Source organism: Nocardioides sp. P4_G4 (assembly GCF_056401085.1).
Genome location: NZ_JBFUKA010000066.1, coordinates 1 through 14,871, shown reverse-complemented (window position 1 = coordinate 14,871; position 14,871 = coordinate 1). Strand labels below are relative to the sequence as shown.

9 protein-coding genes are annotated in these 14,871 nt (G+C 72.5%); 6 read left to right on the top strand and 3 right to left on the bottom strand.

What is annotated here, in order from left to right; genetic code table 11:
- Positions 1–184 precede the first annotated feature (184 nt).
- From AC1DQF_RS15465 to AC1DQF_RS15440, 6 genes are all read left to right on the top strand, one after another.
- Positions 185–8,641, top strand: coding sequence for an RHS repeat-associated core domain-containing protein (locus AC1DQF_RS15465; RefSeq protein WP_477526110.1), 8,457 nt, complete (start codon positions 185–187; stop codon positions 8,639–8,641).
- Positions 8,642–8,672: 31 nt separating this feature from the next.
- Positions 8,673–9,593: a hypothetical protein gene (locus AC1DQF_RS15460; protein ID WP_477526109.1), complete on the top strand. Its 921-nt coding sequence runs from the start codon at positions 8,673–8,675 to the stop codon at positions 9,591–9,593.
- 11 nt (positions 9,594–9,604) lie between these two features.
- Positions 9,605–9,994, top strand: a complete 390-nt coding sequence (locus tag AC1DQF_RS15455) for a DUF4259 domain-containing protein (RefSeq protein ID WP_477526108.1) — start codon at positions 9,605–9,607, stop codon at positions 9,992–9,994.
- A 193-nt stretch (positions 9,995–10,187) separates the two neighbouring features.
- A complete protein-coding gene (locus tag AC1DQF_RS15450) occupies positions 10,188–10,889 on the top strand; it encodes a GAF and ANTAR domain-containing protein (protein WP_477526107.1) in 702 nt (233 codons plus the stop codon).
- A 97-nt stretch (positions 10,890–10,986) separates the two neighbouring features.
- The gene (locus AC1DQF_RS15445; protein WP_477526106.1) at positions 10,987–11,682 is read left to right on the top strand and encodes an ANTAR domain-containing protein; all 696 of its coding nucleotides are present in this window, start codon (positions 10,987–10,989) and stop codon (positions 11,680–11,682) included.
- Between the two features lie 54 nt (positions 11,683–11,736).
- The gene (locus tag AC1DQF_RS15440) at positions 11,737–12,456 is read left to right on the top strand and encodes a response regulator transcription factor (protein ID WP_477526105.1); all 720 of its coding nucleotides are present in this window, start codon (positions 11,737–11,739) and stop codon (positions 12,454–12,456) included.
- 4 nt (positions 12,457–12,460) lie between these two features.
- On the opposite strand, the gene AC1DQF_RS15435 is transcribed toward AC1DQF_RS15440, so the two are convergent.
- From AC1DQF_RS15435 to AC1DQF_RS15425, 3 genes are all read right to left on the bottom strand, one after another.
- Entirely contained in the window at positions 12,461–13,189 is a 729-nt protein-coding gene (locus AC1DQF_RS15435) for a sigma-70 family RNA polymerase sigma factor (protein WP_477526104.1), read from the bottom strand.
- 163 nt (positions 13,190–13,352) lie between these two features.
- Positions 13,353–14,051 (bottom strand): ANTAR domain-containing protein, encoded by a 699-nt coding sequence (locus AC1DQF_RS15430; RefSeq protein ID WP_477526103.1) that lies wholly within the window; start codon positions 14,049–14,051, stop codon positions 13,353–13,355.
- A gap of 72 nt (positions 14,052–14,123) precedes the next feature.
- The coding region (locus AC1DQF_RS15425; protein WP_477526102.1) for a fructosamine kinase family protein at positions 14,124–14,871 on the bottom strand (748 nt) is incomplete at its 5' end.

The window sequence follows — 14,871 nt, the reverse complement described above, 5'->3', positions numbered from 1 at the left end:
ACCACTCCCGTCACACGGTGGGTCGTCCTGACCATGCGGCGTAGTCCCAACGGGTCAGTACAGACCAGGCCGAACGGGCTGATCGGCCTCGCAGCTATGTACGCCGCCGACCCTGGCTGCTTCGCTCCCAGCACACCGTCATCACCGAACGCTCGGGGGAGTCATGGGTCCACACGGTCAGTTCATGCGTCGCGTCCGGCGCACCGCCATCACCCTGCTCGCGGGGGTCCTGGTGGTCACCGCACCCACCCTGGCGCAGGCCGCCGAGGCGAGCGATCCGGAGCCCCTGCTGGGCGGCCAGCTCTACTCGACGGGCACGGCCGTGACCGTCGAGGTGCTCCCGGCGTCGGCCGGCCTGACCTCCACGCTCTTCCTCCTCGACCCCGAGGAGGTGCAGATCGCGACGAACCGCGACGTCGGGACGACGAGGACCGTCGGTCCGTACGGCGTGGGCACCGAGCTCGTCTTCGGCATCCGGGTCGGCGGGCAGGAGTTCCGCCTCGGACCCGGCGGCCGCAACCCCGACGGCATCCCGCACGCCGTCGTCGACTTCGGGGCCGACGGCTGCGCCGTCGTGGGCTTCGAGGACCTCTTCGGTGGCGGCGACCGTGACTACGACGACAACAAGTTCAAGTTCTGCGGGGGCATCGCCCCCGAGGTCCCCGAAGATCCCGAGGAGCCGCCGACGCCCGACCCGGTCGGTCCTCCCGTGGCCAACGCCGGGACCGACCAGCAGGTCGACGAGGGCTCCACCGTCACCCTCGACGCCAGTGGCTCCCGGGCCAGCACCCGCCCCGCCCTGCAGGCCTCCGAGCAGCAGGGCACGCTGCCCGGCGGCACCTCGGTCGGCGCCGCTCTCGACGGGCTCGACGACGACGCGACCGGCATCCGCGTCGACGGCTCGGTCTCCATCGGCCAGGGCCCGGCCGCCCAGAACACCTCCATCGCCTACGTCATCGACGTCTCGGGCAGCGCCGKCAGCGCGGGCGGGCCGTGCGGCGACGTGAACGCGGACCGGCGCTCGAACACCATCCTCGACTGTGAGCTCGCGGCAGCGCTGAAGCTCCAGGAGGAGGTCGAGGCGGCCGGCACGGTCGACAAGGTCGCCGTCATCACCTTCAGCTCCGGGGCCTCGGCCCTGGACCTCGACCCCACGTCGGCGACCGCGACGCTGGTGTCGCCGGCGGCCGACAAGGACGGTAACGGCGTCACCGACGTCGTCCAGGCCATCAAGCGCGTCGGTGGTGCCGGCGGTACCAACTTCATCCCGCCGGTCCAGGTGAGCTGCCAGCTCCTCGCGACCACCGGATCACCCAACCTGGTCACCGCCTTCATGTCCGACGGCCAGGGCTCCGGGTCCTTGAAGACGGTCCTGCCGTGCAACCCGCCCGTCACCTTCCACGCCTTCGCCGTCGGCAGCGGCAGCCGCTGCAACAGCGGGTCGGCGGTCGGCAGCCGGCTCATCGACATGGCCACCCTCAGCGGCGGCACCTGCACCGACGTCCCCACCGTGTCCGACCTGCCCGACATCCTCCCGCAGGTCGTCGGCAGCAAGCTCACGGGTGTCAGCTACACCGTCGACGGCGGCGACCCCGTCGACCTCGGCGCCACGCTCGACCTCCCGGTCGCGGGACCGGCCGACCTCGACGTGGCCTTCGACCTGCCGGCCGGCCTGGCCGCCGGCAGCCACCGCATCTGCCTCACCGTCACCGCTGAGGACTCGGGCGGCTCGTCGTCGGAGACGACGTGCTCCGACCTGGTGACGGTCACGGGTGCGGTCGCCTACTCCTGGCGCCTCGACTCCCGCCAGGGCCCGCCCGTCTTCCTGTCCTCCCGCACCGCCGCCAAGCCGACCTTCGTGGCTCCCGACGACGGCACCTACGTCTTCGAGCTCACCGTCATCGACGGCACCGGCGGCACCGCCACCGACGAGGTGGTCGTGGTGGTCGAGAACCTCGCGCCCCTGCTCACGCTGAGCCACGGCGACTCCTTCGCCGGCGGTGTCACCCAGGTCAACTCCACGCTCACCGACGAGGGGTGGCTCGACACCCACGGTGCGGTCGTGGACTGGGGCGACGGCACGACCGCCCAGGTCGACGTGACCACCGCCGGGGCCGGGTGGGGCACCTTCTTCGCCTCCCACGTCTACCGGCGGACCGGGGCCTTCGACGTCGTGGTCACGCTCTCCGACGACGACGGTGGCACGGCGGTGCGGCGCGTCGACCACCTCGAGGTCACCGAGCCGACGGCCGTGTGGGCCAACTCGACCGCCGGCCGGTCCCTGGACTGGGCCGGTGGCTCCGGCGAGATTTCGGGCCGCGTCCACACCAACGGTGAGCTCCGCTTCGTCGGCGCCTCCAAGACGGTCAAGGGAGGCACGACGTACGCCGGCTCGTTGGCCGCCGACACCACCCGCAACAGCTTCCTGCCGCTGCCGGTGAAGTCCGCCGTGGCGGGCTTCCCGATCAGCCCCCGGGTCGCCGACTTCCGGCCCGGCGGACCGGTCGCCGTCGAGGTGGGCAGCGCCTACCACGACATGTCGGCCCTGTGCTCGGGCGGCAGCTGGCACGACGTGCAGTCCACCCTGCCCTCCGGCGTCTACTACGCCAGCTGCGACATCCAGCTCAACGGCTCCCAGATCGGTGGCCGGGTCACCCTGGTGAGCGAGGGGCACATCAAGATCGCGGGCTCGCGGCCGGCCTTCGAGCCCTACCGCGACGGGCTGCTGCTGCTCGCCGGTGCGACCGGCAGCAAGGCGATCGACATCGCCACGTCGTCGTCGAAGTTCCTCGGCGTGCTCTTTGCCGGCTCGGGACAGGTCAGCATCTCCGGAGGCGCCAACCGGTTCTACTGCGGCATCCTCGGGGACACCGTGTCCATCAGCGGGACCGACGTCACCGTGCGCGGTGCCGATTGCGGCCGGCCGGATCGCACCGTGTCGGGACCCGTGGTGGTGCCCGACCTCACCGCCGAGATGACCGTGGACCGCGAGCTGGCGCTGCCCGGTGACCGGCTGGGCTACGACGTCACGGTCACCAACCGCGGCACCACCCTGGTCGTTCCCTCCCTCATCGGCCTGGAGAACGTCGACACGACCGGCGCGCGGGTCGTCGGCCACGACTTCACCGTCGAGCGCCAGGTCGCGACGACCGGCCAGTGGGTGCCGGTGGCCACGCTGGGCGACCCGTCGATGGCCGTGCACGTGCGTCCCAACCCCTTCGAGGGCGTCCAGTACGCCGCCGGGGGCGCCGTCGTCGGCACCACGGTGGCGCCGGGCGGCTGGGCCACGTGGGGTGTGCAGGCCGAGCTGAGCCTCACCCCGGCCCAGGTCTCCGAGCTGCTCGACGAGAACCGCACGAGCGGCGTACGGACCCGGGTCGACTTCACGCTCGACCCGTCCGCGGTGCAGGCCCGTCGCCTGTACACGTACGGCAGCGACTTCTCCGCCCAGCTCCGCGCCCTCGGCGCCGACGCCACGGGCGTCGCCGTGACGGCGATCCTGCCCGACGGTGACGCCGCCGTGATCACGGCCGCCGAGTCCGATCCCGACTGGAGGATCGCTCCGGGAGCCTCGGTCACGCGGCACCGTGAGTGGACGGTCCCGGTGCCCGCCGCGCGGGTCGCGACCGAGACGGACGCCGGCTACCTGAGCCGGCTGGCCGCCCTCGACGGCACCCAGCTCAACGGGGCGGCGTACGCCCAGGCCGTCGGCGGGGTCGGTCGCCTGGTGGCGCCCCTCATGCGGGTCACCACGACCCGCGAGCTGCCGGTCGTCGGGGTCAGCACCGTGGGGTCCGCGGCGATGCCCGCCGGCACCAGCGGCGACTACGACCTCAGGCTGGCCAACATCGGGTCCGCGGACGCCTCCGCCCTCGCGGTGGCGGCCACCGCCGACACCGCGGCGCTCCCCGTCACCGGGGCCCCGACCGCCCTGGACGCCGGCGAGCTCGCGACCGCCCGGACGTCGTACTCCGCTCCGGCCGCCAGCTCGGGCAGCGTCGTGCTGCGCGGCACGGCCGCGTGGAAGGACGCCCGCGGCAACGTCTACGGGCTGTCCGGCTCCGACCTCGTCGTGGYGCGCCAGCTCCCGGCCGTGCTGTCCGCCGGCCTGRTGGACACGCTCGTGGGGGACGTCGCCGGCGACGGCGCGGTCTCGCCCGGCGACACCGTCCGCTACACGCTCACGGTGGCCAACCGTGGCGGCCTCACCCTCCGCGGGGTCTCGGGTCGTGTGCCCGTCCCCGCCAACGCCACCGTGGTGGCCGGGTCCGGAGCCGTGCCGGACGGCGGCTCGGTCTCCCTCGCCGGTGGCGAGGCCACGTTCTCGCTGCCCGACATCGCCGGTGCAGCCTCGCGTCGGCTCGTGTTCGACGTCGTCGTCGCCCAGCCGTTCCCGGCGGGAGTCGCACGGCTCGAGGCGCAGGGCACCGTGTCCGCCACCGGCGTCGACACCGTGCCCACCGACGACCCCGCCCTCCCGGGGTCGGCCGACCCGACACGCACCACCGTCACGCGGCCCACCCCGGCCCTGACCGCCTCCCTCACCGGCCGGCTCGTCATCGACGCCGACGGCTCGGGCGGGGTGTCTGCGGGAGACACGCTCGCCTACGACCTGACGGTCTCCTCGGTGGGCACCCAGCAGGTCACGGGGATCCACGTCGCCGTGCCGGCGCCCGCCGGAACCAGCGTGGTCGCCGACTCCGTGCGGACCAGCCAGGGAACGCTCACAGCGGGTCCCGGGGTAGGGGTCGACCTGGGCACGTTGGCACCCTTCCAGCAGGCGACCGTCGACTTCCGGCTCAAGGTCGCGGCCCCCCTCCCGGCGGGCACGACATCGATCCGCACCGTGGGCGCRGTGACGAGCGACCAGCTCGACCCGATCCAGACGGACGACCCGCAGACGGTCACCGTGGGCGACGGCACCGACATCCCGATCGGGGACCCGGGCGCGAACCCGGAGGTCCCGGGCGCCACGCTCGGGGCGATCTCCCCGACAGACGGCGCCATGGTCACCGCCCCGACGCGGGTGACGTCTGCTGTCACTCCGCCCGACGGCACCACGGTCACGTCGTGGAGGGTCGACCTGGTCCCGACCGGGGAGTCCTCACCCACCACGATCGGCAGCGGCACGAGCGGGCCCGTGGACGTGCTGCTCGACCCGACCGTCCTGCCCAACGGGGCCTATGACCTGGTCGTCCGAGTGGTGACGTCGAACGGCGGCGTGACGACCGAGAGGGTGACCGTCGTCGTCGACGGCGAGCTCAAGCTGGGCCGCTTCACGACCACCTACAGCGACCTGACGGTGGACGTGGCAGGCATGCCCGTCGACGTGCAGCGCACCTACGACAGCTTCGACAAGCGCACGGGCGACTTCGGCGTGGGCTGGGACCTCGACCTGGCCGACTTCCGGGTGGCCGCCAACGGCCCCCTCGGTGCGGGGGGCTGGAGCATGGCGAGCTGCGGCAGSGGACTGATCTTCGTGCCGTTGTGCTTCACCAGCGCCAAGGCGCACTTCGTCACGGTGACCTGGCCCGACGGGCGCAACGAGGTCTTCGACCTCACGCCCGCCAAGGGCTCGACCTTCTTCAGCGGTCTCACGACGGCCGAGTTCACCGCCCGGTCGGGGACCGGGACCACGTCGACCCTGTCGGCCCCCGACAACTCCCTCTTCTACGGCAACGGGAACCTCAACGGAGGTGCCTTCGGCACGGACGGGACCTACGACCCGCAGCGCTTCGTGCTCACCGACCGGTTCGGCACGAAGTACTCCCTCGTGGTGGGCGAGGGGCTGCGCAAGGTCGAGGACCGGACGGGCGCCTCGGTGACCGTCTCCGAGACCGGCATCAGCTCCAGCTCCGGGCCGGTGGTGAGCATCGATCGCGATGCCGCCGGCCGGATCAGGACGGTCACGGACCCCGACGGCAAGGTCATCACCTACCGGTACGACGCGGCCGGGGACCTGGTCGAGATCATCGACCGCGACGGCACCACGATCGAGCTCAGGTATCGCGGGAACCACTACCTGGAGTCGGTGTCCCCCTCGGGACAGGCACCCCTGCGGACGATGGGCTACGGCGCCGACGGGCGCCTCGAGACGATCACGGACGGCGAGGGAAACACGGTCACGGTCGAGGCCGACCTCGGTGCTCGCACCGAGACCGTGTCGGGACCCGACCCTCGCCTGACCACGCGCCGGTTCTTCGACCCGCAGGGCAACACCACCCGGATCGACGAGATCTTCGGGGGCCGCACGCTGACCAGCAGGTACACCTACGACGACCTGGGGCTGGTGGAGGAGAGCACCGACCCGTTGGGGCACAGCTCCGTCGCGGACTACGACGCGAAGGGCAACCTGGTTCGACTCCAGGACCGGGACGGCGTCGTCACGACCATGGGGTACAACGCCTACGGGCAGCCGACGGACTACCGCGTCGACGGTGCCCTGAAGAACACGCTCACCTACGACCCCCTGACCGGCAACGTCGACCGGATCGACTACGGCACCTCCGGGCTCTGGGCCGAGTTCGACTACGACGCCCGCGGCCGGTTGACCTCGTCGCGCGACATCGGGGGCCGGACGGAGTCGGTGACCTACGGGCCGGACGGCCTTCCGGCCACCACCACGGACGCCATGGGGACCACCCGGGCCACGTGGACCGACGGCGGCAAGCTCGAGACCGTCACCGACCCTGCCGGCGCGACCACGCGGTACACCTACGACGACGGGGGCCGTGTCGCCTCGCTGACCGACCCGCTGGGGCACACCGTCCGCTTCACCTACGACGCGTTCGGGCGGGTGGACACCGAGACGGACGCGCTCGGCAAGGTCACCCGGCACACCTACGACGCGGCGGGCCGCCTCAGCACGACGCGGGACCGCACAGGGGTCCTGACCACCCTCACCTACGCGGCAGACGGCCAGGTCGCGCGACGCGAAGCCACCGACGGGACGTTCACCGCCTTCACCTACGACGCCCTCGGGCGGGTGGAGTCGGCCCGCAACAACGGCTCGACCCTCTCCTGGACCTGGGACGACGCGTCGAGGCCGCTGACCGAGACCCTGGCGGCCGCCGGGGTCGCTCCGGTCACCCTCAGTCGGGGGTGGACCGATGGCGGGCAGCTCTCGCGACTGCAGGATCCGTCGGGCACCACGACCTACGGCTACGACGGCCAGGGACGTCTGCGGTCCGTCGTGGACAGCCAAGGCGGCACGAGCACCTTGGCGTACGACGGTCTCGACCGGCTCACCACGCTCGCCCGGCCCAACGGTCTCACCACCACCTGGGGCCACGGGGACGGGACGATCGACTCCCAGATCACGTCGTCGGGCCAGCAGGTCGTGCACAGCATCATCACCGATCGCGATGCGGCGGGCTTCCCGGAGTCGGTCACCGACGCCACCGGCGTGCACACCTACGACCACGACGCCCTCGGCCGACTCGCGTCGGCCGACCACCCGACCGGAAGCGGCATCCCGGACGAGTCGTACACCTACGACGATGCGGGCAACCGCACCTCGTGGGCGGGCAACCCCTCCTCGGCGGTCTCCTACGACGCGGCCAACCGGCTTCTCGGGGACGGGCGCTACACGTACACGTACGACGACGAGGGCCGCATGGTGCGGCGCACCGAGCGTGGGACCGGCGTCGTCACCCGCTACACCTGGAACGCCGTCGGCGACCTGGTCGGAGTGACGCCGGCCGCCGGGCAGCCGGTCACCTACGCCTACGACGCCCTGGGTCGCCGGATCCGGACCTCGGTCGGCTCCGACGACGTCCGCTCGGTCTTCGCAGACGACAACCCGGTCCTGCGGTACGACGATGCGGGCGAGCTCGTCAGCCGCACGGTCAACGGACTCGGCGCGGACGGCGTCCTCGCCCAGGTGACGGACGGCACGGCGTCGTACCCGATCGCCGATCCGTCCGGCTCCGTGGTCGCCACGACGGACGCATCGGGCACGGTCGCGGAGACCTACGCGTTCGACAGCTTCGGTAACCCGGCCTCGGGGACCTCGGCGGCCGGCGGCTGGCACGGCTTCGACCGTGACCCCACCGGGATGTACGACGCCCGCGCTCGCACCTACGACCCGGGCACGGGGCGGTTCCTCTCCCAGGACCCGCTCCCCGCGGAGAACCTGTACCCCTACGCCGTCAACAGCCCGCTGCGGGTCAACGATCCGTCCGGACAGACCGCCATGGCCGAGTACGGCATGACGACCCAGAACTCGAGCCGGAACGCCCTGACGATCTGCACCCAGGGGAGCTTCTGGTCCTCGATGCTGATGGACACCGCGCTCGAGATCGGTCTCGCGGCGGCCGGGGTCGGTGGGGGCCCCGGGGGCCTGTACGCCTTCTGGGACGAAGGTGCGAAGAAGCCGTACGTGGGCCGCTCCGTCGACCTGATGCGGCGTCTCAACGAGCACCTCAGGGCGGGCCGGATCACCGACAAGTCGACCATCCACGTCCTCACCGGACTGGCGAAGGATGCGCTGCCCCAGGCCGAGCAGCTGGCGATCAGGGGGTGCAACGGCGGTGACGTCGCCAAGGGCGGAGCCAACGTCCTGGCCAACAAGATCAACGCCATCAACAAGTCGCGCCGCGACGCGCTCCAGGACACGCTGCAGACGTTGCTCGGCCTGTGACGTGTGGGTGGGCTGTGGGATCGTGCCGCACGTGAGCGCCCTGACCCCACGCCCCTTCCTGCGTCCCGACATCGAGCTGCAGGCAGCGATGCTCGAGGCCGGCGGCGAGTGGATCGTCGAGCCGGGTGCCGACCCGGCCGACGTGGTGCGCGAGGTGCGTGAGCGAGGCGTCCGGGCCTTGTCGGTCATGGGGCCCGACATCGGGGTCGTCCGGGATCTGCCTGACCTCGAGTTCCTCCGAGTGGGGGACTGTCGCGACGTGTCGCCGGCCCAGGGGCTCTCGCGCCTGCGCTCGTTCTCGGCCGTCAGCTGGCGTGGCCGGATCGACGCGTCGGCCTGGCCGGAGCTGACATGGTTCGGCGTCAGCGAGGTGTCGAAGGACGGGGGCGGGCTCGAGACCGTGGTGGGGCACGACGCCGTCCGGAGCCTGTGGCTGGGCCGCTTCCGAGACACCGACCTCACCTCCGTCACCGCGCCACGCCTCGTGGATCTGCACCTCGGCCCGGCGGCCGCGCTGGAGTCGCTCACCGGTCTCGAGCAGCACGCACAGCGTCTGGAGGTCCTGGACCTGCACTCGACGCCGTCGTTGACCTCCCTGGCCTCCTTGGCCGTCATGCAGCGGCTCGCCGTGCTCGGCATCGGTGGGGCGCGGCACGTCACGACGCTGGACGAGATCGCGCAGGCGCCTGCCCTCCGGTTCCTGAAGGTCGACGAGCTCAAGGGCGTCGAGTCACTTGACCCACTGTCCGGGCATCCGAGCCTCGAGTTCGTGGTCCTCGGACGGGTCCGCGACAAGGACCTCGGGCCGCTCCACGACCTTCCGCGACTCCGGCTCGTGACCGGCCCGCCTGGCGGGTGGAAGGGCGACATCCACGACCTTCCCTACATGCACGACATCGCCGAGGACGACGACAGGCAGGTCGAGTACGCCCGACTCGTCCTCCGCCTGTGAGAGGACGAGACATGGGTAGCTGGGGACTGGACCCCTTCGACAACGACGACGCCGGCGACTGGGCCTGGGCCCTCGAGGACGGCGCCGGTCCCGAAGCCGTGCGCGACGCACTCGCCGCAGCCGTCGCGCCGTCACCCGACGAGCTGACAGCGGCGCCCGCCGTGGCGGCGGCGGCGCTCGTGGCCGCCGCCCGGGGCGTGCCGGTGGTGCTCCCCGACGCCATGCGGGAGTGGCTGGCCGCGCAGCCGACCGCTGCGGTGGTCGCCCTGGCGACGGACGCGGTGGCGGCCCTGGACTCCGTGCTGGGTGCCTCGGAGCTCGCCGACACGTGGGACGAGCAGGGACCCGCATGGCGAGAGCAGACCGCCGCCCTGAGGGACGCCATCCAGGGCATCGCGTGAGCGACGAGAGGGACTGTCTTCACGAGATGGTCGCCACCCTCGAGCGGTGGCCTCGGGACCCCGGGCTCCGGTGGTTCTGCGGTACCGGCTGAGGGATCGGCGGCGGGTGACCTAGGATTGCGCCCGGTCCAGAAGCGGCCTTCTGATGCTGCGTCGATCGTGCTCGGCGCCGTCACCTGAAGGATCCCTTCCCATGCCTGATGACGTGCTGGCAGAAGCCCTTGCCCACGCCGCCCGCAGCCTGAACCGTGTCTCCTCCCTCGAGGAGACCCTCACCGAGATCGTGCGCACGGCCCGGCTGTCGGTGCCGGGCGCCGACCACGTGGGTGTGTCCCTGGCCCACCCCGACGGCAGGCTCGAGACGCTGGCGGCGACGAGCGACCGGGTGCGCGAGTTCGACGCCCTCCAGCACCGCCTCCGCGAGGGGCCGTGCGTGTTCGCCGGCGAGGCCGACACCGTCGTGCACGTGCCCGTCGTCCGGACGGAGCGACGCTGGCCGGCGTACATGGCCGAGGCGCACCGACGCGGCCTGCGCTCGCAGATCGGCGTGCGCCTGTACGCCGAGCGCCAGGGGCAGTCCTCGCTCAACATCTACTCCGAGCAGGAGGACGGTCTGGACGACGCCAGCGCGCAGGCCGCCGACCTGTTCGCCGCCCAGGCCGCGCTGGCCATGGGCAAGGCGCGCGCGATCGACCAGCTCCAGGAGGGGATGCGCAGCCGCCAGCGGATCGGCGTGGCCGTGGGCCTGCTGATGCACCGCTACGAGACGTCGGAGGAGCGGGCCTTCGCCTTCCTGGTCCGGGCCTCCTCGCACGGGAACGTCAAGCTGCGCGACGTCGCAGCGGAGGTGGTCCGAGAGTTCCAGCTGGGCCTCGACGAACAACCGGGCGCCTAGGGAAATGGTCCGGTCCCCGTCCCAACGGGTGTGGCGTTCCCGGGCCCCGGGCCCCGATGATGGGGAGGGACGCACCCGACCAGTGCGAGGAGGCCAGATGCATTTCCTGCCCCGCACCCAGGAGGCGCTGGACGAGTACCTCAGCCTCGCCGACCCCGAGCTCGAGATGTCCCTCATGACGATGGGTGACTCGGCGGCTCGGATCGTCCCGGAGTGCGTCGGCCTGAGCCTGACCCTCTACGACGAGGACCTGACCTTCACGCTGGTCGCACCCGACCTCCCGGACGCGGAGCTCGAGGCGCGACAGGATGTCGACGAGGGCCCCCAGGTGCCGGTGGTGCACGACGACGCCGGACCGGCCGGGACGGTGGGAGAGCTTCTCGACGAGGAGCGGTGGGCCTTCTTCGCGCGAGCGGGCGCGGCCGCCGGGGTGGCGAGCAGCCTGTCCCTGCCGGTGCTAGAGCGCGGTCGCGTCGTGGGAGGCATCAATCTCTACGCGTCCTCGTCCGACGCCTTCGCCGGGCACCACGGCGACCTCGCCTCGGCGCTGGGCGCGTCCGCCTCCGGCGCAGTCACCAATGCCGACCTCCCCTTCGCGACGCGGCTGCGGGCCGAGCAGGCCCCCCGGCAGCTGCGCGAGCAGCAGGCGGTGGAGGTCGGGGTGGGGATCCTGGCTGCCCGGGAGGGGGTCACCGTGGAGGCTGCTCGCGACCGGCTCCGTGACGCGGCCGTGCGAGCAGGCATCACCGAGCTGCAGGCCGCCCTGGTGCTGATCAACGTCCACCGCACCTGATTCGGTCCGGTACGCCGCGCGCATGCGGACGCGCCCGCCTGGGTACTCGAGGTCATGCTCCCTCTCACCAACGGCACGTCGGTGCCCCTGCGGGTGGCGGTCGTGGACGACAGCGAGCTCGTGGTGCACGGGTTGTCGTCGATGCTCGCCGAGCACTCCGCCGACGTGGTGCTGGTGCCCTTCTCCTCGGGAGGCACTCCGGAGGCGTCGCCCGACCTGACCCTCTACGACCCGGCGTACGTCCTGCGTCGCAGCGTGCGTACGGGCACCCCCAGTGCGCCGGCGACCCCGGGACGGTCGCGCATGGTCGCCTACAGCTGGGACTGCTCGCGCGCGGCGGTCTCCACCGAGCTGGCCCGCGGTGCCGCCGGCTACGTCGGCAAGCGGGTGCCGGCCGACCGGTTGGTCCGCGACCTGGTCCGCATCGGATCGGGGCGCGTGGTCATCGACGTCGGCGGTGCGGAGGGACATCTCGAGGAGGCGCCGGCCACTCCCGAGTGGCCCCTGACCCCTCGGGAGACCGTGGTGCTGGGTCTCATCACCAGCGGGCGGTCCAACCGCGAGATCGCCGATGAGACGCGGTTGAGCATCAACTCCATCAAGTCCTACATCCGGGCCACCTACGCGAAGATCGACGTGGCCTCCCGCTCCCAGGCAGTGTTGTGGGGCGTGCAGCACGGACTCCTGGTCCGGGCCGTCGACGACCACGGGGGTGCCGACGGCCCGGCCCGGGCTCTGGAACCGCCGCCCCGTGCGGCCGCCCGGAGGGGCTGAGCGCTCAGGCGGCCGGTGCGCGATCGGCGAGGAGCCTGCGGAGATCGTCCAGGATGCGCGTCAGCGTGCGCGAGACCTGGGACTGGGTGACGCCCACGACCTGGGCGATCTCGGCCTGCGTGCGGTCCTCGAAGAAGCGCATCCGCAGGACCTGCCGATCGCGTGCGTCGAGCGAGCGCAGCAGGGGACCGAGCACCAGCCGGGCCTCCACCAGGCCCTGCGAACCGTCCTCGACCGCCAGCAGGTCGAGCAGCGGCGACGTCCCGTCCGGTACCGCTGCGTCCAGGGAGGCAGCGACGAAGCACCCGTCCGCGGTCAGCGCCTCGAGCACCGAGGGCTCGGGCTCGTCGAGGTGCGCGGCCAGCTGGGCCGGGGTGGGGAGCCGGCCGAGGGCCAGGGCCAGCTCGGACTCCGCCGTGGCGATCCTCGCCTGCAGCTCCTGGACGCGGCGCGGGGGCCGCACCATCCAGCACGCGTCGCGGAAGTGCCGGCGTACCTCTCCCCGGATGGTCGGGACCGCGAAGGCGAGGAAGTCGTGGCCCTCGTCGGGATCGAAGCGTCCGGCCGCCTTGACCAGCCCGAGGTAGGCCACCTGCTCGAGGTCCTCACGGCTCACGCCCCGGTGGCGGTAGCGGGCGGCGATCGAGCGGGCGACACCCAGGTGGGTCTCGATGAGCTCGTCGGGCGGCGTGCGGCGGCTGCGCGGGGCGGGGACGAGCGAGATGGCGACCACGGTGACACGCCTCGTTCCGGGAGGAAGGGCACTTGCCGTGGTCTCCAGCAAGGACTTGTCGGGACGCTAGTCACGTCGCCCCGGACCCGTCAACGGATCGGCACCGCCTCCCGCGCAGGACCTCACCCCTAGGGAGGTGATCGCCCGTCGTCACGGCCGAGGATCAGGCGCGGGCGTGGACCTCGTTGGCCCGGTCGACCACCTCGCGGGCCACGTCACGCAGCTTGACGTTGCCGGTCGAGGAGGCCCGCACGAGGAATCCGAAGGCCCGGTCCTCGTCGACGGCGTAGCGCTCCATGACCAGCCCGATGGCCTGGCCGATGACCTTGCGCGAGTCGAGCGCCTCGTGCAGCTGGGCCTCCCGGCGGGCCCGTCCGAGGGCCAGGGCGGCGTGGGCGGCGAAGAGCTCGGCGGCCTCGAGGGCGTCGGGGTGGATGGATGTCGACTCGGTGGCGTACATGTTGAGCGCCCCGATCGTGTGGTCCTCGTGGTAGAGCCGCACGGCCATCTGGGCCCGCAGCCCGGCGGCGACGGCGGGTGGCGTGTAGCGGGGCCACCGGTGGTCGTGGCGGATGTCGTCGACCACCACCACCGGGTGGTCGCGCATCGCGCTCACGCAGGGCCCCTCGCGCAGCTCGTACTGGAGGCCGTCGAGGTCCCAGACGAGCCGTCCGGTGGCTGCCCGGGTCTCGATCTCGCCGTTGCGGTGGATGACGCTGATCCCGACCTGGTCGATGTCGGGCACCGAGACGGCGGCCGCCGCCGCGATGGCGGCGAGGGTGTCCTCGACCGACGAGGAGCCGTCGATCATGCGAGCAGCCTCGGCCAGTGCGACGGCCAGGCTCGGTCGGGTCTTGTCCACGTGGAACCTCCGGAGAGGGGACCTCCGAGGCTACTCCGGTCGCGGGTCCGTGGGGATGCCCGACCGGGTGGGTCAGGCGTAGCGCGCGGCGGCGGTGGCCGCGCGGGCGCCGTACCCGCCACCGAACATGCACGCATGGGCCAGCAGCGGGAAGATCTGGTGCAGCGACAGCCGGTCCTCCCACCCGTCGGCCAGCGGCGCGGCCTCGTCGTACGACTGCACGACGCGCTGCAGGTGCGGCAGCCCGAAGAGGTGCAGCATGGCGATGTCGACCTCCCGGTGCCCGGCGTAGGCCGCGGGGTCGATGACGTGGACGGCGTCCGCGCTCCACAGGCAGTTGCCGTTCCACAGGTCGCCGTGCAGGCGCGACGGCGGCTCCTCGGGGACGAGCCCCGGCAGCCGGCCCACGACGGACTCGACCGTCCGGGCGTCCTCCGGGGTGATGGCGTCGCGGTCCCGCGCGAGCTTGAGGTAGGGCAGGATCCGGCGCACGGCGTAGAACTCCGGCCACGTGGGGCTGGTCCGGTTGGGCATCGGCAGCCGGCCGATGAAGCCGTCCCGCTCCGCGCCGTACGCCGCCCCGCCGGCGGCGTGGGTGGTCGCCAGGGCCTGGCCGAACGCGATGGCGGACTCCAGCCCCTGCTTGGCCGAGGGCTCGACCCACGCGAGGATCAGGCACTCGGCATCGACGGCCAGGACGGGCGGGACCGGGACGCCGCCCTCGACCTCGGCCAACCAGCGCAACCCGGCCGCCTCGGCCTCGAAGAAGCCGGCCGGCGCGTGGGGCAGCGTCTTCATGAGCGCGGTGGTGCCGTTGGAC